This is a genomic window from Nostoc sp. FACHB-892, from assembly GCF_014698795.1.
Taxonomy (GTDB): domain Bacteria; phylum Cyanobacteriota; class Cyanobacteriia; order Cyanobacteriales; family Nostocaceae; genus Nostoc.
The window spans coordinates 16,054-36,550 of sequence record NZ_JACJTR010000043.1; the positions used below are offsets into that span (position 1 = coordinate 16,054).

General features: G+C 40.0%; 20 protein-coding genes. 11 read left to right on the plus strand and 9 right to left on the minus strand.

The window, feature by feature from the left end; translation table 11 throughout:
* Positions 1 to 64: 64 nt before the first annotated feature.
* From H6G96_RS32450 to H6G96_RS32470, 6 genes are all read left to right on the plus strand, one after another.
* Complete coding sequence (locus H6G96_RS32450; RefSeq protein ID WP_190917376.1) at positions 65 to 502, plus strand: protein-S-isoprenylcysteine O-methyltransferase; 438 nt, start codon at positions 65 to 67, stop codon at positions 500 to 502.
* Positions 503 to 976: 474 nt separating this feature from the next.
* The gene (locus H6G96_RS32455) at positions 977 to 1,363 is read left to right on the plus strand and encodes a hypothetical protein (protein ID WP_190917340.1); all 387 of its coding nucleotides are present in this window, start codon (positions 977 to 979) and stop codon (positions 1,361 to 1,363) included.
* A 370-nt stretch (positions 1,364 to 1,733) separates the two neighbouring features.
* Entirely contained in the window at positions 1,734 to 1,928 is a 195-nt protein-coding gene (locus H6G96_RS41745) for a hypothetical protein (protein WP_242063483.1), read from the plus strand.
* A gap of 4 nt (positions 1,929 to 1,932) precedes the next feature.
* Positions 1,933 to 2,085 (plus strand): hypothetical protein, encoded by a 153-nt coding sequence (locus H6G96_RS41750; RefSeq protein WP_242063484.1) that lies wholly within the window; start codon positions 1,933 to 1,935, stop codon positions 2,083 to 2,085.
* Positions 2,086 to 2,349: 264 nt separating this feature from the next.
* Complete coding sequence (locus H6G96_RS32465) at positions 2,350 to 2,817, plus strand: response regulator (RefSeq protein WP_190917341.1); 468 nt, start codon at positions 2,350 to 2,352, stop codon at positions 2,815 to 2,817.
* Between the two features lie 134 nt (positions 2,818 to 2,951).
* Positions 2,952 to 4,094, plus strand: a complete 1,143-nt coding sequence (locus H6G96_RS32470) for an IS4 family transposase (protein WP_190917342.1) — start codon at positions 2,952 to 2,954, stop codon at positions 4,092 to 4,094.
* Positions 4,095 to 4,323: 229 nt separating this feature from the next.
* Here the strand turns inward: H6G96_RS32470 and H6G96_RS32475 are convergent, their stop codons facing one another.
* The 7 genes from H6G96_RS32475 to H6G96_RS32505 all read right to left on the minus strand — a co-directional run bounded on the left by H6G96_RS32475 (position 4,324) and on the right by H6G96_RS32505 (position 10,439).
* The gene (locus tag H6G96_RS32475; protein ID WP_190917343.1) at positions 4,324 to 4,965 is read right to left on the minus strand and encodes a Crp/Fnr family transcriptional regulator; all 642 of its coding nucleotides are present in this window, start codon (positions 4,963 to 4,965) and stop codon (positions 4,324 to 4,326) included.
* Positions 4,966 to 5,005: 40 nt separating this feature from the next.
* The gene (locus tag H6G96_RS32480) at positions 5,006 to 5,170 is read right to left on the minus strand and encodes a hypothetical protein (RefSeq protein WP_190917344.1); all 165 of its coding nucleotides are present in this window, start codon (positions 5,168 to 5,170) and stop codon (positions 5,006 to 5,008) included.
* Positions 5,171 to 5,286: 116 nt separating this feature from the next.
* Positions 5,287 to 9,051, minus strand: a complete 3,765-nt coding sequence (locus tag H6G96_RS32485; protein WP_190917345.1) for a type II toxin-antitoxin system ParD family antitoxin — start codon at positions 9,049 to 9,051, stop codon at positions 5,287 to 5,289.
* A gap of 51 nt (positions 9,052 to 9,102) precedes the next feature.
* Complete coding sequence (locus tag H6G96_RS32490; RefSeq protein WP_190917347.1) at positions 9,103 to 9,276, minus strand: hypothetical protein; 174 nt, start codon at positions 9,274 to 9,276, stop codon at positions 9,103 to 9,105.
* Positions 9,277 to 9,320: 44 nt separating this feature from the next.
* Positions 9,321 to 9,575 carry a hypothetical protein gene (locus tag H6G96_RS32495; RefSeq protein ID WP_190917349.1) on the minus strand — a complete coding sequence of 85 codons (255 nt, stop codon included), beginning with the start codon at positions 9,573 to 9,575 and terminating at the stop codon, positions 9,321 to 9,323.
* Positions 9,576 to 9,713: 138 nt separating this feature from the next.
* Complete coding sequence (locus tag H6G96_RS32500; RefSeq protein WP_190917351.1) at positions 9,714 to 9,983, minus strand: hypothetical protein; 270 nt, start codon at positions 9,981 to 9,983, stop codon at positions 9,714 to 9,716.
* Positions 9,984 to 10,001: 18 nt separating this feature from the next.
* Entirely contained in the window at positions 10,002 to 10,439 is a 438-nt protein-coding gene (locus H6G96_RS32505; protein ID WP_190917353.1) for an Rrf2 family transcriptional regulator, read from the minus strand.
* Between the two features lie 331 nt (positions 10,440 to 10,770).
* Here H6G96_RS32505 and H6G96_RS42560 point away from each other — a divergent pair, with 331 nt between their 5' ends.
* On the plus strand, positions 10,771 to 10,905 hold the full coding sequence (locus H6G96_RS42560; protein WP_277933004.1) for a hypothetical protein: 135 nt from the start codon (positions 10,771 to 10,773) through the stop codon (positions 10,903 to 10,905).
* A gap of 137 nt (positions 10,906 to 11,042) precedes the next feature.
* Here the strand turns inward: H6G96_RS42560 and H6G96_RS32510 are convergent, their stop codons facing one another.
* Positions 11,043 to 11,285, minus strand: a complete 243-nt coding sequence (locus H6G96_RS32510) for a hypothetical protein (protein WP_190917355.1) — start codon at positions 11,283 to 11,285, stop codon at positions 11,043 to 11,045.
* A gap of 506 nt (positions 11,286 to 11,791) precedes the next feature.
* On the opposite strand from H6G96_RS32510, the gene H6G96_RS32515 reads away from it, so the two are divergent.
* The 3 genes from H6G96_RS32515 to H6G96_RS32525 all read left to right on the plus strand — a co-directional run bounded on the left by H6G96_RS32515 (position 11,792) and on the right by H6G96_RS32525 (position 14,384).
* The gene (locus tag H6G96_RS32515) at positions 11,792 to 12,973 is read left to right on the plus strand and encodes an MFS transporter (RefSeq protein WP_190917357.1); all 1,182 of its coding nucleotides are present in this window, start codon (positions 11,792 to 11,794) and stop codon (positions 12,971 to 12,973) included.
* Positions 12,974 to 13,282: 309 nt separating this feature from the next.
* Positions 13,283 to 13,570 (plus strand): hypothetical protein, encoded by a 288-nt coding sequence (locus H6G96_RS32520; RefSeq protein ID WP_190917359.1) that lies wholly within the window; start codon positions 13,283 to 13,285, stop codon positions 13,568 to 13,570.
* A gap of 127 nt (positions 13,571 to 13,697) precedes the next feature.
* On the plus strand, positions 13,698 to 14,384 hold the full coding sequence (locus H6G96_RS32525) for a hypothetical protein (RefSeq protein ID WP_242063485.1): 687 nt from the start codon (positions 13,698 to 13,700) through the stop codon (positions 14,382 to 14,384).
* Positions 14,385 to 15,803: 1,419 nt separating this feature from the next.
* Here the strand turns inward: H6G96_RS32525 and gshA are convergent.
* A complete protein-coding gene (gshA, locus tag H6G96_RS32530; RefSeq protein ID WP_190917361.1) occupies positions 15,804 to 16,943 on the minus strand; it encodes a glutamate--cysteine ligase in 1,140 nt (379 codons plus the stop codon).
* A gap of 1,416 nt (positions 16,944 to 18,359) precedes the next feature.
* On the opposite strand from gshA, the gene H6G96_RS32535 reads away from it, so the two are divergent.
* Positions 18,360 to 20,492, plus strand: a complete 2,133-nt coding sequence (locus H6G96_RS32535; protein ID WP_190917363.1) for an AMP-binding protein — start codon at positions 18,360 to 18,362, stop codon at positions 20,490 to 20,492.
* Positions 20,493 to 20,497 lie beyond the last annotated feature (5 nt).

Below are 20,497 nucleotides of genomic sequence, written 5' to 3' on the forward strand. Positions count from 1 at the left end.
TTATTAACAAAACTGAAAGTTGCCAAACAATTAGCTGCTATTGCGTTGAACTTGAGGATGTTCAATATTTTCAGGTTGCGCTTGTACAAAAGTCTCAAATCGATCTCCTTGGTTAAATTTTGCTAACTACCATTTACCAATTTGGGCAAATGGATTAGGCACTGCTATTCTTGCGCTTTCCCTTTGGTTGTTTTGGCGCAGTCATCACGATTTGGGTCAAAATTGGTCATCAACACTGCAAATCCGAGCCGGACACACCCTCTCCACCAGTGGTGTGTATCAAAACATTCGTCATCCTATGTACACCTCTGTTCTGCTACTGTGCATTGCACAAGCACTCTTGCTCTCCAACTTGATTGCAGGTCTATCAGGATTCATTGGCTTTAGTATTGCCTATGTAACACGAATTGGACAGGAGGAACGGATGCTACTTGATACCTTTGGTGATGAGTATGAAGTTTACAGGCAATGCACGAAACGATTAATTCCTTACCTATTCTAATATCCAATTTTACGGAATTGAACGCAATGTTCCTTTTGTGGCGAGTGGATAAGGTACTGCACGAGAATTTCAATTGCTGCTAACGGGTGCTTGACTCAAGGGAGGACACCTATACAAAAAACTGCCCTGGGTCATGGCCAGAGCAGCGCTTGCGAAAGGGAAATTGAATAAAGGACTTTTAAAATCTTGTCCATGTTTTACATATAATTCGTTCGCTATGTAATACTCTTGAGTTCAAGTTTTGTACTTTATGCAAAAAGAGCGAAAAACTATTAAAGCTGCACTATACAAGGATTAGACGCAATCAACCAAGCCCAATGCAACACCCTTGGCTGAATGCGTGTTAACCAATGGTTATCAAAATTTAGTCAAACATAAATCCACTGGGCACGGAAACAACAGCTTTTCGTGTGCAGATATTACCTTGTTCTGTTCCCTTGAAGACTGGGGATTTCTGCCACAGATACATCGCCCTTGCGGGAGCTTATCGGGCGAGCGCTGCCGGAACTGTGGGGTGGGGAAGTTGGGTTAGCGACTCACCAAATGTCCACAAATTGTGGACAAAATAAGGGTAACGGTTTAACCGATACCCTAAATCATACTGATGCAGTTCTAGAACAATTTTATAAGCGTAACATTACAGAGTCAATCACACCACAAGCCAGCATTGGTAAAGGTGCAACAGCCCAAACCATCGTCCTGACAACGGAACAACCTACAAATGAAACCTTGGGTACTCACAATGAGAGTATCCTTACTCAAGTCAAATCTACTACTGAACACCTGACCATTCCTGAACTGCTTGGTGGGGTCAAGAGCTACGATCATTGGCCTCCCGGCTGGGAGAATGTGGAAGTATAAAATCTATCTATCCTAATACTGTTGCCAAGCATAGCAATTAAAAACAGTGGGCAGATTTGCTGGTAGCTGACAAATACTTAAACAATCAAAGCCTCATTTTGGACCGACTCCTGCCGAAACTTGATTTTTCCTCATGATTTTGATTACTGAATCATTGTTCTAGTCATATTTTGGGAACAAATTGGACACATTCGCCCTTCAGCATGAATGCACCATCATCTCAAGGTGAGCAATCTTCGGCTGTGGAGGGCGGTTGTTAATCGAGCAGGGATGAGGGCGCGGGGCGGACAGAAGCTCTTCTTAAGCTTTTTGTGATCGCAGATGTGGTAATCGTCACTCTAGTACAACTCTACAATCTCGTCTCCCAACAGTGTTTAATGACCTGGGTGCAGTGCAAGCGACTGAGCTACAATCATATCTAGAAAAGAGAGCTATCTTATCAATCTCTGATTATGTTGAGCAATCGACTGTCTCTTCAGCATTAACTGAAACAGTATTAGAATTAACACAACAATTTCCTCAATATCAGCAGCAACTATCGTGCAACTCTAGAGAAGCAGGGTAGAAAATTGGTATTTATCCATGATGAACGAGGTGAGATTTTTCGAGTATCTGTCAACCGAAACCAGTCAGGTGAGCTTGAGTATTCACCAATTAATGTGGGAAAAATAGGGAAAGAAGATATTCAGCTTTGGCAAAAAGCAGATCGCGTATTCCAATAGATAATAGAACAACACCAACAATCAAAAAGACAAAGTAAAGGGATCTCCTTATAGTGGAATAAGTACTACTTTACACAAGTGATGTCTTCGGTGTGTGAGGTCAAAGCTTGCTATAACAAGATTAAGAGAAAAAATAATTGAAAATATAGGGCTATATAGATTATTGTATTGTTAATTTATTAATGAAAATGTCTAAAAGCAGATAGTGGTCGCCATCTGCTTATTAAGACTCCTAATTGAGATCAACAAGTAGGAGGCTATTTTATGTTGTCAAAAAGTTCTAATGAGACATATCCACAAAAAGATAGAGAGTTTTTAAAGCAAATACCGCAAAGTCAATCTCCATCCCTCAATGGTTTAAGGGTACTTGTGGTAGATGACAATGACGATTGCTTGTGTATAGTTACGTTTATTTTGTCAGATTACCAGGCACAAACCAAAACGGCAACATCGGTAGATGAAGCTATAGAAGCAATTGAAGAGTGGAAACCAGATATTGTGATCAGCGACATCGGGATGCCTGACAAGGACGGTTACTCACTAGTTAGCTTCATCAGAAACAAAGAAGCGTCAATGGGTGGGTTTCTTCCAGCCATAGCTTTAACAAGTTATGTGTATCCAGAAGACATTAGTGAAGCAATAGATGCAGGGTTTCAGGAGGTTATTTGTAAGCCTTTTGAACCTAATGAGCTAGTTGTAGTTGTAGCAAGGCTTACAGGACAAACTATATAAAGATAAGTCCAACTCATAGCCTTAGAACCTTGCGGGGGGACAAAATGGTCTAGAATGCTTAGATTACAAAGAGTGTAGCAATTTGTGGTAAAAGAAAAAGAGTCTTCATTCGCAACAAGCTCTATTTAATGATAATGTTACCAGAATTCTACGAGACAAACCTCAAACGAGAATTGGGACGTGCAGAATATTTATTACTAAAAATCCTAATAAATTTATTACAATCTATTAAAACTGTTAGCATTGAAGCACTGGCTACTGCTTTACCTATACCCATATTTTTTGAAAGTAGAAGAAAGAAAATCCAAAGATTTTTGTCATTAAATTACATAAATATTGAAGAAATTTGGTTCCCAATTATTAAAAGCTGGTTAGAGATATATTTCCCCTTAAAGGAAGTTATTTATTTAGTAGTTGACCGGACTAATTGGGGGTGTATTAATCTGTTAATGATTAGTGTAGTTTGGGATAAAAGGTCTATCCCAATATATTTTAAGCTATTAGACAAATTAGGTTCAAGCAATTTTGATGAACAAGAAGCAGTATTCAAAAAAGCATTGCCGCTTTTTAATAATTATAAAACTGTAGTGTTAGGAGACCGTGAATTTTGCTCGATAAAGCTGTCCAACTGGCTGACAGAGCAGAAAGTATATTTCTGTTTACGCTTAAAAAAAGATGCATTTATAGAAATAGAACCGGAAATTTGGCTGCAATTAAGAGATTTAGGTTTAGCGCCTGGTCTTTCCTTCTTTTACCAAGGCATTAAATATACAAAATCCCAAGGTTTTATTAGCTTTAATCTTGCTGCTAAATGGAAGCGTAAACGTTTGGGAGTTGCGCCAGAGGAAGGCTGGTTTATCCTTACCAATTTAGATGATTTAGATTCCGTTATTAAAGCTTACAAACAGCGTTTTGATATTGAAGAGATGTTTAGAGATTTTAAAAGCGGTGGTTATAATTTGGAAGATACTAATGTATCAGGACAAAGGCTAATTTCCCTAATATTATTGATCTCACTTGCTTATACGGCTGCAACTATATCTGGTCAAAAAATTAAACGGATGGGTGTTCAAAAATATGTTGGACGAATTAAAGAATCTAAGCGGATTGTTCGACGACATAGTAGTTTTTATATTGGTCTTTATGGCGACAATTGGGTCAATTTCATGGAAAATTCTTATGAGTTAGTCACTGAGTTATTGAAATTAAGTCCTAATAAGCGTAAGTGCTATCAGCAAGGAGAAAGGGCTATGAGGCTTATTCTATCTGCATCCTAGCCATTTTTGTAGCTCCGCAAGCCTTAGAACTTAAGAGCAATTAGATAGCGGTAAGGTTTTACCATCAAGTCCTTAGCGTCAGTTTCTGAATGGATGCAGGATTGCAAGAGGTTCTTTGTAAACCTTTTGAAAGAGATGAGCTTGCTGGAACAGTGGCAGAGCAAGCTTTGCCAAACTTTTCTTTACTCAGCCCGAAGTTGAGCCAAGATATGCGGCTCAAGTTTATCCTTTATCTTTTTGCCTTAAACCTTAGCAGGCGGTCGTATTCGTTTTTGATTACCCCATAGCACTCGCAAGAGGTGTCTTCCAACCCCTGTCGATCAATGATTTTGATTTTCTTTCGGCTGCATCGGATGAAACCTTTCTTTTCTAGGATATGGGCGGTTTCGGTGACACCAGAACGGCGCACACCCAGCATGTGGGAAAGGAACTCATGCGACAGCAACAGTTCATCCGAAGCGACACGATCGCTCGATTGGAGCAGCCAGAGACCCATACGTTGTTCTATAGTGTGAATCCTGTTGCAAGCAACGTTTTGGGAGAGTTGCGCTATATAAGCCTGGGTGTATTTGAGCATCACGTCGCGCAACGACTTCTCAGTGTCGAACTTGTGGAGCAGCGTCTGTGCTTTCATTCTCATCGCTGTGCCCGGAACCTGGACGATGTACTGGGTCTGCGTCGTCTCGCCCCCGCCCATGAAGGCGTTGATCCCTACCATCTCGCGGCTGCCGATCGCTCCGGCTTCAAGCGTGCTGCCGTCCATCATTGTAATGGTGATCGAAATCAGGCAGGTGAGACGAAAGTAGACTTCTTTGATGGTTTCGCCAGGTTGGTTGAGTATCTCCCCGTGTGAAAGCTCGACCTGCTCCATGCTGAAAGCATTATTATTTCGATTAATTCTAAATTATTGGTCAAATCTCATTAAAGGATAAGCTTGCCGCAAGTTCCACGCTAAATGTAGACAATGTGAGCATTTTTGTGCTTTGCGATGGCGTAACCGCCATGAGTCGGTGGCGATCGCACTCTCGCAAAACGGGCATTTGACCACAAAACCAGTCAGGCTCTAGATTCGGCAAGCTTATCCTTTAATTTTCGGCAATCTTTTCCTTTAAGTCACACACCATGTTTCGGCTGAACAAATCGCACCTCAAGTTATGATTCAAAGCACAATTAACATAAATGAATTCAAGGGTTAAGTCTGTTGAAAGCGACCTGACAAACTTGCTACCATGACTACCAACTCATCTGGATCAAATGGCTTGGATAAGTACATTTGAAAGCCTGTCAGCAGCGCCCGCCTTCGGTCTTCTTCTTTGGCATAAGCACTCAAGGCGAGCGCTGGGATTTTTCCCCCTTTTTCTGCTGGTAAAGCCCTGATTTTACGAATAAAGCTGTAGCCATCCTCCTTTGGCATACCAAGATCCGAAATCAGTATGTGTGGTATTCCCGACTCTAACGCTGACAAGGCTTGGGCTACTGATGCTGCTTCACTCACCAAAGCACCATGTTGCTCCAAGATAAAAGCAACAAGCTCACGTCCATCAGCTTCATCATCAACAACTAATATTCGTAAACCGTTGAGTAAAACTTGATCATCAGCTTTTGCAGAAATTGATTCTGCGCCAGTAGAATTGTTTGATTTATTCATCAAGGGCAACCGCACACTAAAGGTTGCTCCAAGTCCCTTACCGGCACTTTGCGCTTGTACAATTCCATCGTGCATTTCCACTAAATGGCGGACAATTGCTAACCCTAAACCTAGCCCCCCGTAAGTTCGAGTTGTACTTGCATCTGCTTGACGGAAACGGTCAAAAATGTACGGTAATACTTCAGCATTAATTCCGACTCCTGTATCTTTGACCACCAAAAGCGCATTTGTATCTGTGACTTGTAGCCCTATCTCAACCCGTCCTCCTGATGGTGTAAACTTAACTGCATTGGAGAGCAGATTCCACACTACTTGCTGTAAACGACTAGCATCTCCCCAAACATAACTGGCACTCTCCTCAAGCATGAACTCGATAGTAATATCTTTAGCCTGGGCTTGTGGTTTTATAGTTTCTATCGCCTCTAGAATTACTGAAACCAGAGATACTGGACACTTCTCCAGCCGCAGTTTTCCCTGAATAATGCGTGACACGTCCAGTAAATCATCTATTAATTTCGCTTGCGCTTTAGCATTGCGCTCAATAGTTTTCAAAGCACGAGCAGTCGCAGATGAATCCAATTTCCCTTGGCTTAACATCTTAACCCAGCCAAGCATTCCATTGAGCGGTGTGCGTATCTCATGGGAAAGCACTTGCAGAAATTCATCTTTCATACGATTAGCTGCCTCCGCTTCAACTCGCGCTGCCTGCTGTTGAATTCGTTCGGTTCGTTCAGCTAACGCATCTTTACGCAGTTGCGACAATTCCAAATTTGCTCTCACCCGTGCTAGCAATTCTCGCGCAGAAAAAGGTTTGATTAAATAATCATCCGCACCCATCTCTAACCCTTCAACACGAGACTCTTCACCTGCACGGGCAGACAGTAGAATAATTGGTATCTCCTTTGTATTTGAATCGGCTCTTAACTCGTGCAGCAATTGCAACCCATCCATTCCCGGCATCATGATATCGCTCAACACTAAATTCGGTATTTGTCTACGGGCTGCTGCTAAGGCGGCTATCCCATCTGTTACTGCTTCCACTTCGTAATATGGCTGGAGTAGATGCTTAAGATAATCGCGCATATCTGCGTTGTCATCAGCCAGAAGAATGCGGGCAGAGTCAGAGGACACGGGGACAAGGGAACTGGGGGACAAGGGGAATCGTGATTCATGTTCTCTTTCCTTGTCTTCCTTCGGGTTCGGGAGTTCGGACTCAACGGGAACCGCGATCGCTTTTAGTGTTTCCCCTTGGGAGAAGACTCCGACTTGCTCACCTTGTCTCCTTGTTTCCCTTTCCTCCTCAGGCAGCCAACGCCATGCTTCTTCCACAAACGCAACTGAACCCGAAGCAATGTTCGGCTTGCGATTAGCTCCAATACGCTCTGCGGGCAAATGAGCCTTCCCAAACGGCAGTGCAACTATAAAAGAACTTCCCTGATTTTCTTGACTGGTGACGCGAACTTCACCGCCATGAAGTCTAACCAAATCCTGTACAAGCGATAGCCCAATGCCAGAGCCTTCGTAAGTGCGACCCCGCGACCCTTGTACACGATAAAATCGTTCAAACAAGCGTGGTAACTCTGCTTGTGGAATTCCTGTACCTGTATCTCGGACTTCCATTTCCACACGTTCCCCATTAGAGCGCAAGGCAACAGTGATTTCTCCAGCGAAGGTGAACTTGAAAGCATTACTCAACAAATTCAAGACAATTTTTTCCCACATTTCACGGTCTACGTAAACCCTTTGTTGTAATGGTGGACAATCTACTATTAAACGTAAACCTGCTTTTTCGATCGCTGAACGAAAAACACTCGCCAGTTCACTGGTAAATACAGCTAGGTCTGTTGGCTCGTAAACAGCTTGAATTCGATTTGCTTCAATCCGGGAAAAGTCTAATAATGTGTTGACTAGCTTCAGCAAACGCAGACTGTTGCGCTGTACTAATTGCAATTGCTGACGCGACTCTATTGTTAGTGAAGCATTTTGCCTACTTAAAACATCCTCTAATGGCCCTAACATCAACGTCAAAGGCGTACGGAACTCATGGGAAACATTATTAAAAAATGCTGTCTTCGCCCGATCTAGCTCGGCTAGGGCTGCGGCTTTTTTGCGTTCTTCTTCGTATGCCCCTGCATTGCGGAGGGAAATTGAAATCTGTCCAGCTAACAACTCATAAAACGACTTATAGCCTTCATCCAAGGCACGATTCGGGCTGATTCCTGCTATTAATACCCCAAGTGGTGCATTAACATTTGATGACGGAATCGGTAGCACCAATGCCCGATCTACAATTTCCCCCCAAGGGCCACCAGTAATGGTGATATAGCGCTTGATATTTTCAACTACAACTGCTTGCCCTGCCATCACCTGAGCAAATGGCCATATACCATCCGATTCTTGAATGAGGACACTTTTTGGTGCGATATCATCATTTTCAATCACACGCACGCTGCCAAATAATTTTATTGTTTTAGCGCAAGACTCATCACTCAAGTACAATAGCGCAAACGGCACATCCAAGGGATATTCAGCTATCGTGGACAAGATATCTTTACAAGTTGCGTTTATGCTGCGTGTGTCACTTGCTTTGGCTGCCAAATCACGTTGCAACCGTAAGTGCCGCTCTCCTAATACCTGCTGCGTCACTTCGCTACACACGCAAAGCATACCCCTAATTACCCCTTCATCATCTTCTACCGCACTGTAAGACAGGCTGAAGTGGGCTTCTTCGTTATAATCAGAGCGGTTCACCACCATCATCTGGTCTTCTACCCAGTTGGGAACACCCGTCGTCATCACTTTGGTAATCATCGGCCCAATTACATCCCATGATTCTGACTGTGTTTGAAGAATTGAGCGCCCCAGTGCCTGTGGATGTTTTCCCCCGATCAGGCTGGTATAGGCATCATTATAAATTTGGATTAAATCTTGTCCCCATAGCAAAATCATTGGATAACGGGAACCTAACACTGTGCGGATCGTTGATTTCAAGCTTTGGGGCCATGTTTCTATACCGCCAACAGATGTGCTTGACCAGTCAAAATCACGTATCAAATCCCTCATCTCACCTGAACCCGGAAACGGATCTAATTGCCTATTCTTTATTACACTGTTTGAGCTTAGGCATTGCTCTTGTCCGCTTCTTATTTCTTGGGGGTTTGAAGTTGATATCTGCTGTTGAAGTAGCCGCAATCCTTGGCGCACGACTTCGCTTGCTGATTTATACTTTCCTGACTCCACAAGCGAGGCTATAAATTCGTTAAAATCAGGAGTCAGTGATACGTTTTGCGTTGTCCGTTGGCGATTCACGTCACTTTTCTCCTCATGGTGGCAAAAATTGCCAATAGTTTTTAAAAGTTATTATGCCACAAATCTTTTGCTCCCGGCTCCTCGGCGATCGCTCCCGCAAGCGGTTACTAGTAGTTCACTCTGTTGATATTCATGAAGGAATTGATAGTACGAAGACAGGTTTAAGCGATCGCAGATGTGGCGTACACCAAAGGGGTTGCCGTAGGCATCAAAACGAGAGTGCAAATCTACAACTCGTTCCTTGACAAGCTCTAACCAGGTATTAACAATTACTCAATTATATCTTCACCAATTCCTAGTGCTTTGTAGCTGTGTGTTAACTGCTGCCAAAGTGACTCAATTTGCTCATAGGAATCCTTCAAAGAAAGTTTTCCTCCAGTCTGTAAATTGCAGATGTAACTTACCCGTTGAGAAAATTCTTGAAGATTAGCATTAAATATAAGACTCTGCGGGGTAAATTCACCCAAGTATCGATAAGGTTGGTAAAGAAAATTATTTTTATCTACTTGATTGTACTTATCCATATAAAAATATTGCTACTAAAAGTCTAAATTTGATGTTATTGGATTACTTTGTATAGTCCATGAATACTCTTTTGAGTTTCATAGTTTACCCTCACAAAGCGTAAGAATTCAGAATGAGTGATAATCTACTATTCAGGCTCAAATTGTATTATTTTGTGTGAATTTAGCTTGAACATCAGGTATTCTCAAAAACCCATAAACGCCTCCTAATTGAACACGTTCTGGTGGGAGGTGTAAAACTGCACAGCATCTTTGCACTACTGCTTGATATTCTCGCCACTGCTTACGGATGCTTATACTAAGGACATTATTACCTAAATCGGAAAATTTTAGCTCTGCCCGCAAGAGCCAAACTTCCACATCAGTTGTTTCACCAATAGGCTCTGAGAAAATATTTTTGTTAAACATTAGTACAAAAACTCCCTTTCAAATGTAATACATAAGCGCCCTTTGTGGGCGTGTAGCTTGCTTTTCCCAAAGGTCTTGGAGTGAATACTTTTGCAAAACCAGGTTAGCTGCTTGACAAGCTTCTTGCCAAACCTCTTCCACTACACACGATTCTATATTTCCGAGAGTTGTATTGTTGGTAGATGCATCAATCTCTACTCCCTCAATGGAAGTTAAAACATCTAAAACTGTAATTTTCCGAGGGTCACGTGCTAAAACGTAACCACCTTTAGAACCACGTATACTGTTAATTAAACCTCGGCATCTTAGTGTAGCTAGTAGCTGTTCTAAATAGCGATTTGGTATACTTCTTAGCTCTGCTATTTCTTTAATTTGCATTGAATCGCCATTCTGGTAACAATCTACCAATGCCAACATCGCTAGAAGTGAGTATTCAAAACTATTTGATAGTTTCATCAGGCTAAATACTATATAAGTTTTTAAGGCTTTAATCTTATCTCAACTCTAAAATAATTAACTCATATAAGCTATCTCTATTTTTTCTGATAATGATAAATAGAAGTGATTGACAAAATCAGGTTTTTAATAATAGGGTTACGAACCATAACAGTTTGGCAAAATTGAAGGACGTAGAGCTGCGTTGTGGGAGTAAAAGTAATTGTTGTTAACTATTGCTACTGTGATAGCCTAGAATACACTCGAGCTAAGGTAGCTCTTGTTGCTAGGGGAGAAAATGCCATACTTGAATGACTTGCTCTAAGGCAATTACAAGTAATAGAATATCCAGATGGTTCTCCTGCAAAGACGTGATCGCTCCTCTATACATAAGAGCTTGTTCCAGTTCCATTATCCCAAGCTGGCAATCGTAGGCTGTGGAGGGGAGTTGTTGCTTTTGGCAGGGGGAGGCGATCGCTTAGGTTAGGCGCACTTTCACAAAAATACTCTACCGAGTTATTCACATCGATAGAGTATATAAATTTACTATAATCATCTTTTAGCAGTGTTCATTTTATAATTTGATACCTATTTATACCTCTGTATAAATGCTGGAAATCTTGTCTACAGCCCATATTCATGCACACGGGTACGCACGTTGAAGCCAGTAGGCGTGATATCTTGAGTTTCACCATTTGCACCCTGGCGCACTATGACATTTCTACCTGACTCTAACGGTCGTAGCTCACTCCAATAAATATTTTCGCCACAGAGAGCAATTTGTCGCAACCCTATTGTACGTGCGGTAATTAAGTCTGTTGTTATGGGCGATCGCCAAGATCCATAAGATGCCACTTCTGCTTTCATTACGCTCTATTCTGCTCCCTGTTCCCAAAAATTATACATTGTGTGTAGAGACAAAACTCAAACACACCCCCTTATACTAATCCGTAATTTGTAATCCTAGCCTCTGACTAGAAGCACTTCCTTTAACCAGGAATCTTGTTCAAATAAGGATGACAAGGCTTGTCTAAGGAATTGTTAGTAGCAAATGGTAAAATCACGGCAGTAGGAATACCATACGCTCATCCCCATAATCTCAAACAGTCTATTTTGGATCTTGATGTGGCCCCGTGAGATTAAACACTGTTTGTGCTTTCGTGAAAAGAAAGTTCTATTAGTTGAAGTTTCATTGGCACTAGCCGAAAAATAGCAAATACTACTATTAGTATAGTTGACAAGTCGTTACCATTAAATCTATGTGAGTATGCATAAAATCATTTTTCAAGAATACACAACACCTCAAGCATTTTATTCTGTGCAACTTTATAGAGAATTGATATAAATAAAAACCTAGTACTTAGAAATCGCTGATGAATCAAAAATTTTGGATTACTGCCTTAATTGCTTTTATTAACTCCCTGAGTTTGACAATTTTAATTCCGATTATTTATCTTTATGGGAAACGATTTGGTTTAAGCGATTTCCAAACGAGTTTGTTATTTTCAATCTACTCTGTCGCTCAATTTCTGGCAACTCCTGTTATTGGGAAACTTTCGGATCGCTTTGGGCGCAAACCTTTATTGATTATTAGTTTAGCTGGGACTGTAATTGCTAACTTAATCGCTGGAACTGCTACAACAGCAGTTGTTCTCTTTTTAGCACGATTTCTGGATGGCATAACTGGAGGCAATGCTTCTGTTGCTCAGGCAATTATTTCAGATGTCACCACTTCAGAAAACCGAGCTAGAGGATTTGGGATTTATGGAGCAGCATCTGGTTTAGGTTTTGTATTAGGCCCAGTTACGAGTTTGCTAGCGCAGCAGATTTCTTTGGGGATGGCTTTTTTAGTTTCTGGTGCAGTTGCATTTGTAGGACTTTTAGTCACAATTTTTCTTTTACCTGAAACCCTACAAAACAAAGCCGATAAGGCACGAAATATCTTTGATCTAGGTTTAGGAAATTTAATTAGGGGTTTAGCTATTCCGAAAGTTGGTATACTTTTAGTCATCAACTTTTTTATTGGCACTACGTTCACAATTTTTACTTATGCTTTTCAACCCTACTTTATTAATGTGTTGGGTCAAAATAGTCAGTCTTTGACACTGATGTTTCTAGTTTTTGGAGTCCTGGGGGTAATTATGCAGACTTGGGGCGTTTCAATTCTCAATCAGAAATTTAATATAGTAAATATATTATTTTTCAGTTTATTTATCCGCAGTTTGTCATTTATTCTCATGCCAATTTGGGAAAACATTATTTATTTTGTGGGAGTTGTCATATTATTTTCTCTATTCAACTCTCTAGTCCAACCCACGATCAATACACTAATTTCTCTGAATGCTAAAGCACAAGAGCAGGGAACTGCTTTAGGTTTGAACGCATCTTATTTAAGTATCTCTAATGGTATTGGGCCTATAATTGCTGGAACGCTCATTCATCAATCGCATCCCATAACCTACGGCTATCCTTTATATCTAGCTGGAATTTTAACTTTTTTAGTATTATTTTTAGCGGTAGTTAGTCGCCAAAGCTACGTGCCGCAATTAAAGTAAAAATATTAGATAGTCGATTCCAGGAGTAGTAGATTAAGTCAATCACTCCCAAGTGATATCTGGATTTTGGAATAGTGGCAATTGAAAGACATCCATCAAACTGACGAGAGTTAGCTCAATCACTTTGCTGATTTACTTAAAACATCTTTAATGCTGCAATTTTCCAGATAATTGAGAAATTCTTCGGCAAGAGACTCGTATTTTTCAGAGATTTGCTGTATCTTATTAATTCCATGCAAATTATTTACACCTACCTTCCTTAACTTTACCCATCCAAATTTTAAGCCAATGCCTTCGAGGGAACAGCCAATGAATACTTCTAATGAGATACAGACAAAGAAGATCATCATAAAATCCGACAAGCTTACCCTGAGACAGATGAAGTTAATTGAAGAAGCAGAAGACCAGCTTCTTCAAGCTAATGCTGTCAATTCATCAACCCCTGTGGTTGAGGAAAAATCAGTAGTGATTCAAGAGCCAAAAGAACCGAACTACATTCCATTACGGGGTAATCCCATAGTTCAATCGGTGGGCAAATCAGGCTGGCAGATTTCTGATATCTGGCGGGATATCCGCGTAGATGATTTCTGCGGGTGAAATCTTGGTAAAAATAGGTGAAAAAAATACCTTGCTGTTGTGTGTACGCACTGTCACAAACAGAAGTTTTCTTTTGATAAAGAAGCCTAAAAAATAATCAACGATAGCACTAAAATTGAATGTATAGATGCTTAGGCGACTCATCGCAGGCATCGCAATGGCATCAGGTTGTTTAATGGGTAAACGAAAGAGAAGACATCACAAGACATCCTTCCCTTGGATGCTAGAAGAAAAGAATCTGTTCATTACAAGGACTGGTAACGAAATAGTTACAGATGCAGGATGGGAGAAAATTTCATTTGAAGAAGCCAGAAAACTATTTAGTCGCGAAACTTTTCAAGAGTGGTACGAACTGTTCTTAGAAAATACAGATATCTTGGAAATACTTTCAGAATCTAACGTCGATATAGATTTAGATGATGAATCAGCAATAGATAACTTTTTACTTCGGAGCAACTGGACACCAAAACAAGTCAATTTAGTTGTAGCGAAGGCTATCTATAAAAATCATGCCTGGGTAAGAGGATTACTGATTTCTACACCTGATGTTGAAGAACCCAACTTTCACAATTATGAAATGGAGGCAATTCGTTTAGGAGTCCAATTGCGAAAATATATCTTTGAGGATATTCCAGTAATTAATGACTGCAAAAATGCTGTCAGATATTTACATGGGAGATACGCCCTCATTGGCTGGCAACCAAGAAATTGTGTGACAGCAGCTCACAACCTAAAAATATCTCAAGCTACTAAGGTTTACAATGAACTTCTCTGGGATGAAGATTGGGTAGATGAAGAAGACGAAATTTATTAGTCAAGAACAAAAAACTCTACAACACTGGAAAATATGCTCCTCATTACTGATAACTGGATAATAATAGAGTTACCGGGAAATAAGATCAGAAATCTTTGAAGAGCTTAAGAGCGATGGCGTAACCGTCATGAGCCAGTGGCGATCGCTCTAGTAATAACCTAACGTGGGTGCAGCGTAGAGGCTCTTTCAAGCGATTTATGGACGGATACTTGAAGCGGGGTAAAGCACCTAACAGAAATTGTTGAACTTTTTTATCCCCCTAGACTAAGGCAACCGCCTGAGCAACTTTTGTAAACTATCTTTACACCAAGTCAACGTCATAGTTGCATTGTGCCTATAATAAGTTACGGCTAACTATAACTGGAAGTTAGCACCCTGTAAATGGTTATCGCTTGGATTACGCATCAAAGGCGATACCAAAGACAAACAAAATTTATCGGCAGCGCAATAGTTTATATTCCGTTGCCAACATGCACCCCGCGATCGCATGTTGGTGAAAGTGTTATGTATCAAGGAAAGTAGTTTTTATCGTAGTTTTTGCCGGATAAAAGATAAGGGCTAGTTATTTTGTGTTGACTACGGGCGATCGCTCTTGTGACTTTAACTAAAAGTTGTCACAATCGAACAACTTATGCCTTGGATTGAACTCGGACAACTTATGCTTGGATCGAGGAGTAGAAGGAGATATAACTTAGAGTCCGGTTGATGTTACTGCTTCGCTTGCAGGCTGAACTGTTGGTAGGGCTGAATATTCGGCAGGAGTAAGCCTAACTTTTGGACAACTTTTAGCTGGTTTTTCAACTGTGTGACAAGTAATGCCTTGGTTTCCAACTTTGAGGCAACTTTTGGCTGTATTAGTTTTATGGCAGAAGAAATTTGCCTACGATAGTATCAGTGTTTCACGTTCAAAGGCGGACAACTTATCCCTTGTGGTTTGAACAGATTTTGTCTAAAGTCACAACTGTCACTGTAAGCATAAGATGAGCAATTTGCTTGCTTTATGCTTTCAAAGCAGGTTGCTCAATTTATTGGTACTAAGATAAGCCACAAAGCAGTTACCTACCTCAACTCCTAAAAATTCCTTTAAGTGAAAGTAGGGCAACGCAAAAATAAGCATTTCAGGCTTTTAAAGCGGCCACTTTATGCTTTAATTCCGGCCACTTTATCCCTTAAGTTACAATTTTCAACCATAAGCTGTCCGTCGCGGACAACGTATGGTTACAGTCACACACAAGCTTGTGAACAATAACTTTTAGTCTAGTTCCCGGTGCGAAACTCCAAACCTTTACGGCAATTGACATACTTTGATTCAGCAACGCCCAATCGCTCATAAGGTTTGTTGACTGCTAACCGATTAGCAGTCAACAGGAAAAATCTCAAGTCAGATGTACAATATTTGGACTAATTCGCCATGCCTGATTAAGCGAGCAAGAAAGAACACAATTTGTTTTCTAGTTCTACTTCGCGTTCTTGTGTAGCCACAATAGCTTGGGTGATCACATGCTGACAGTCAAAACCAACGCGATGTAGTTGTAGCCACTGTTGAGCTTCATTGCCTTCGCACAAAATTTTATGCAAAGGAGAAAGAAAACAGCTAAAGCCTTGTTGTTTAGCGATTGCCCAAACTTCTTGATATAATTCTGCGATCCAATCTCTGGCTAAAATCATTCTGCCATCTTGCCAATGTTGCAGTCGGGCATCGAGACTGGCACTAGCGGCTGCTAATTCGTTATTAGTGGTGAGGGCTATTAGTTCGTCTGGCGAAAAGGTGCTGTTAATTAAGGGATCTAAATCGGGATTGTCTATTATCTGCAACAAACGGGCTTCTAACAATGCGGTAATTGCCAGTAAAGCAATAGGATCTATGACTAAATCACAAATTCGTAGTTCTAGACGATTTAGATCATAAGGACGGCGATCTCCATTTGGACGCACTGATACCCATAAATGCCGGACATTTTGCATTGTTCCAGCTATTAATTGTTCTTCTACCCATTGAATATGATGGGCGTGGCTAGTAAATAATGGCACGTATGCGGGAGTTTGGGGAAAGACACTCCAACGAGTTGAGTGATAGCCAGTGGCTTTACCATTAAAAAAGGGCGATGACGCACTCAGGGCAAGAAATAACGGTGCTTCTAAACGGATGAGGCGACAAGCCAGCATTAATATTTCTGGATCACTAATACCTATATTTATATGTATACTGGCTGTAACTACATCCGTGCCGTAGGTTTGCTCAATATAGTCATGATATGGATTTGTGGGGTCGGAACGAAAGAAGTGATCGCCTCCACCCAAAGACAGCGTACTTCCGGGTATGAGAGTGTAGTTACCCAAATGCTGGAGATATTTTCGTAATACTCTTCGCGGTTGTAGTAAGGCACATAAAAGATTTTCGTAACTCGTGGATGGATGAGTTGTGTATTCTACGTTACGACTGTCTGGTTCCCGCACAAACCCCTTTAAGTCGGCAACAATCTTATCGGAGAGACCAATAATTTCACCTTGAGACGTACCGGTGTACATCTCAATCTCAAAGCCTTTCAAAAGTACCATTTACTTCTCCTTGGCTCTCCTAGCCTGTTAATTGTATCGAATTCTACAATTTTATATATTACCTTACGGTTATTTGAAGGTTAAGAATATTTTACGAGACTCTTTCCGTCGATCCAAATGGTTGTTAAACAGATACTTGTGTTCGGCTGTTTGACCCGTTGAAGAACTTCTTTGCCCCCAAAACGCTCACCCGCATTGGCAGTAGTGACCAAGACCCGCAAGTGTCTTTTGCTATTCGCAGCTTACCTGAGAGAGTTTTTTTTACAATATAGTCGGCTTTTCAAGCATGTTCTTACATTGCAACCTGATTGCTTGACTTCCCAATGATGAACTTGCTCTGTTTTCCTAACTCGTGTAATAGGTCTATTAAATAAAGCTTATAAGTAGATTATATATAAAACTATTAGTTAATTTTATTAAATTTTAGAAAATAATTAATAGAAGTAAATAATTGTAGTGTTAATGTTAGGTTTTGAGATTAGATATTTTAATAAGTCAAGTTAATCTAAATCAAATATATAAAAACTGGAGTTAGATTTTTTAGAATCTCTTGATATCTGAAAACTAGTTATTTTTAACAATTCTGTCTTTTTGTTACATTTATATTCGGATAATTGATGCTGCTGCCTATACATATCATAAGAATAATCTATACATTAAGCGCAAAGAACCTTTGTTAGCAAAGATACCTTAAAGAATCTTAAATACGCTCTGAATTGCCCTTATATACATACGAAAACAAATATGCAGTCTTTTTTTATACATTATATAAAAAAAACATTTATTAGAAAAATAAATAAGTATAAAATAATACTCTCTTTATAGGGTAGTCATTTAGGAGATAGCAAGATATATTCAAGTAGTAATGACTTGATTAAATCAAGCTAGTAAGGTGATAGTGCAAATCTAAATTTTGATCTTGCACATTTGAGCTAAGGTTTTAGTGTTGTATAACAATGGGATAAGCATAGGTTATTTAGCTGCATCATATTTATGCTAAACCTTTTCTTTTGCCTATGCTTTTACTCTTAATAGCAAGCAACTTTTGTTGCTTGTGGTGTGTCCTCAATTTTAGAATACATATCTCTGTTTTTTAAAATTACTCAAACCTAGGAGGATACTGATTTTTGGAATTACTAAAAGTGGATAAAAGCGACTGTTAATTTGAGCAAGTCATAAATTAGCAGTTTGAATTTGAATAACTGACGTTGATAAAAATTTTCTTAGGCAAGAGTTTCAATTACTTCTAAACTTTGCCTGTATTTACTCGCGTACAGATTTAATAAACAACAACTTCTTCTTATATATTTATAACTTTGTCTTTTTTTCAAAGTTATAAATTTTAATGAATACTTATACTGTAAGCGAGTAAAGATTTTCAATTCTAGCTCAATTACTTTAGTAGGATTGGCACAAATGATAAACATACTTGAGAATGCAAAAGATTTTACATTCGTAGATGTCTTGCGCTTTAGAACCCAAAATCATCCCGAAAAAATAGCTTTTACTTTTCTAGAAGATGGTGAAGCTGTAAAATCAAGTTTAACATACCAGAAATTAGACTTACAAGCACGTGCGATTGCTGCCTATTTACAATCTCTTGTCCCTCCAGGCTCTCGGATTTTACTACTATATCCATCTGGGTTAGAATTTATTTCAGCCTTTTTTGGATGTCTATATGCAGGAGTTATAGCGGTTCCAGCTTATCCTCCTAAACGCAACCAGAAGATGTCTAGGTTAGTAGCGATCTCCACAGATGCACAAGCATCACTTATTCTCACTACTCAAGAATTGCTAGTAAACATAGAAAATCAGTTTAGCGAGAATCCCGAACTAGCAAAATTACCGCTGATTGCCACAGATAGTATTGCTTTAAATCAAGCACATTCATGGCAAGAAGCATCTTTAAACGGAAGTAGTCTGGCTTTTCTGCAATATACTTCAGGCTCGACAGGTACACCAAAAGGAGTAATGGTAAGCCACTCCAACCTGCTCCATAACGAGCAAATGATCCAACACGCTTTCGGACACTTTGATGAAGAAGTGATCGTTGGTTGGCTGCCCCTATTCCACGATATGGGACTCGTAGGCAATCTTTTACAACCTCTATACCTGGGGATGCCAAGTATTCTAATGTCTCCAGAAACTTTCTTGATGAAACCTGTAAGGTGGCTAGAGGCTATTACTCGCTTCAAAGCAACTACCAGTGGTGGTCCTAATTTTGCCTATGATCTATGCGTTCGTAAAGTTACCCCAGAACAACGAGCTAACCTTGATTTAAGTAGCTGGCAATTAGCCTTTAATGGTTCAGAGCCTGTACGAGCCGAAACATTAGAACAATTTGCTCGTACCTTTGCTGATTGCGGTTTTCGTAAACAAGCATTCTATCCCTGCTATGGAATGGCTGAGACAACTTTATTAATATCAGGCGGTATAAAAACAGGCTCCCCTGTTATTCGTACAGTTCAAGATGCAGCCTTAAGACAAAATCAGGTGATAGAGAGTGTAGGCGATGAGAAAGAAACCAGAAAAATTGTAGGCTGTGGCAGAGTATGGTTAGACCAAAAAGTAATTATCGTTGACCCAGAAAGCTTAACTCAATGTCCTTCTGGGCAAATAGGAGAAATTTGGTTTTCCAGCCCTAGCGTAGCTCAGGGTTATTGGAACCAACCTGAACAGACACAACAAACATTCCAAGCCTTCACAGCAGATACAAAAGAAGGTCCGTTTTTACGTACAGGAGATTTAGGTTTCTTACAAAGTAGTGAACTATTTATCACTGGCAGATTAAAAGACCTAATCATTATCCGGGGTACAAACCATTATCCTCAAGATATCGAATTGACAGTAGAACAAAGCCATCCAGCACTTCGTAGTAGTTGTGGTGCTGCTTTTGCTGTTGAAGTAGATGGAGTAGAAAGACTAGTAGTAGCGCAAGAAGTAGAACGGACTTCTTTACGTCAGTTGGATGTAGATGAGGTAGTTGGCGCAATTCGTAAAGCAGTATCAGAGCAGCACGATTTGCAAGTATATGCAGTATTATTGCTTAAAACTGCCAGCATCCCAAAAACATCTAGTGGAAAAATTCAACGTTATGCTTGTCGAGCTAATTTTTTGAATAGAACCTTGAATCTAGTCAATCAATGGATTGCTAAACCGCAAGAAATCGATTTAATACAATTACAAGCAGATATAGAATATCTCTGGAAAAAAGTCCAAAATCCTGTGCAAGAAAAAGTTGGAATCAACACCAATACTTCTGCCAATCGGTCTAGCTTAATGAAAGAAGAACAAATCCAAGCTTGGTTAATTTCTCATTTATCGTTAGAGTTGAAAATACCAGCCAGTGAAATAGACATTCAAGAATCCTTTGCCTACTACGGTATGGATTCAGCAATAGCAGTAAATACAGTTGGTCAACTGATGGATTGGCTAGGATTTGAGCTAGAACCAACTCTTTTCTGGGAATACTCTAACATTGAATCTCTAACCAAACATTTAGTAGAAAAATGCAATTTGTTATCAGTATCCGCTTCAGTAGGTTCATAAGGAGA

What these genes read in the sequence shown, in the direction of transcription:
- H6G96_RS42560 (WP_277933004.1), top strand. Translation starts at nt 10,771, where the DNA reads ATGGTTCTCCTGCAAAGACGTGATCGCTCCTCTATACATAAGAGCTTG.
- H6G96_RS32495 (WP_190917349.1), bottom strand. Translation starts at nt 9,575, where the DNA reads ATGGATAAGTACAATCAAGTAGATAAAAATAATTTTCTTTACCAACCT.
- H6G96_RS32535 (WP_190917363.1), top strand. Translation starts at nt 18,360, where the DNA reads ATGATAAACATACTTGAGAATGCAAAAGATTTTACATTCGTAGATGTC.
- H6G96_RS32470 (WP_190917342.1), top strand. Translation starts at nt 2,952, where the DNA reads ATGTTACCAGAATTCTACGAGACAAACCTCAAACGAGAATTGGGACGT.
- H6G96_RS32475 (WP_190917343.1), bottom strand. Translation starts at nt 4,965, where the DNA reads ATGGAGCAGGTCGAGCTTTCACACGGGGAGATACTCAACCAACCTGGC.
- H6G96_RS32505 (WP_190917353.1), bottom strand. Translation starts at nt 10,439, where the DNA reads ATGAAACTATCAAATAGTTTTGAATACTCACTTCTAGCGATGTTGGCA.
- H6G96_RS32510 (WP_190917355.1), bottom strand. Translation starts at nt 11,285, where the DNA reads ATGAAAGCAGAAGTGGCATCTTATGGATCTTGGCGATCGCCCATAACA.
- H6G96_RS32525 (WP_242063485.1), top strand. Translation starts at nt 13,698, where the DNA reads ATGCTTAGGCGACTCATCGCAGGCATCGCAATGGCATCAGGTTGTTTA.
- H6G96_RS32515 (WP_190917357.1), top strand. Translation starts at nt 11,792, where the DNA reads ATGAATCAAAAATTTTGGATTACTGCCTTAATTGCTTTTATTAACTCC.
- H6G96_RS32500 (WP_190917351.1), bottom strand. Translation starts at nt 9,983, where the DNA reads ATGTTTAACAAAAATATTTTCTCAGAGCCTATTGGTGAAACAACTGAT.
- H6G96_RS32520 (WP_190917359.1), top strand. Translation starts at nt 13,283, where the DNA reads ATGAATACTTCTAATGAGATACAGACAAAGAAGATCATCATAAAATCC.
- H6G96_RS32465 (WP_190917341.1), top strand. Translation starts at nt 2,350, where the DNA reads ATGTTGTCAAAAAGTTCTAATGAGACATATCCACAAAAAGATAGAGAG.
- gshA (WP_190917361.1), bottom strand. Translation starts at nt 16,943, where the DNA reads ATGGTACTTTTGAAAGGCTTTGAGATTGAGATGTACACCGGTACGTCT.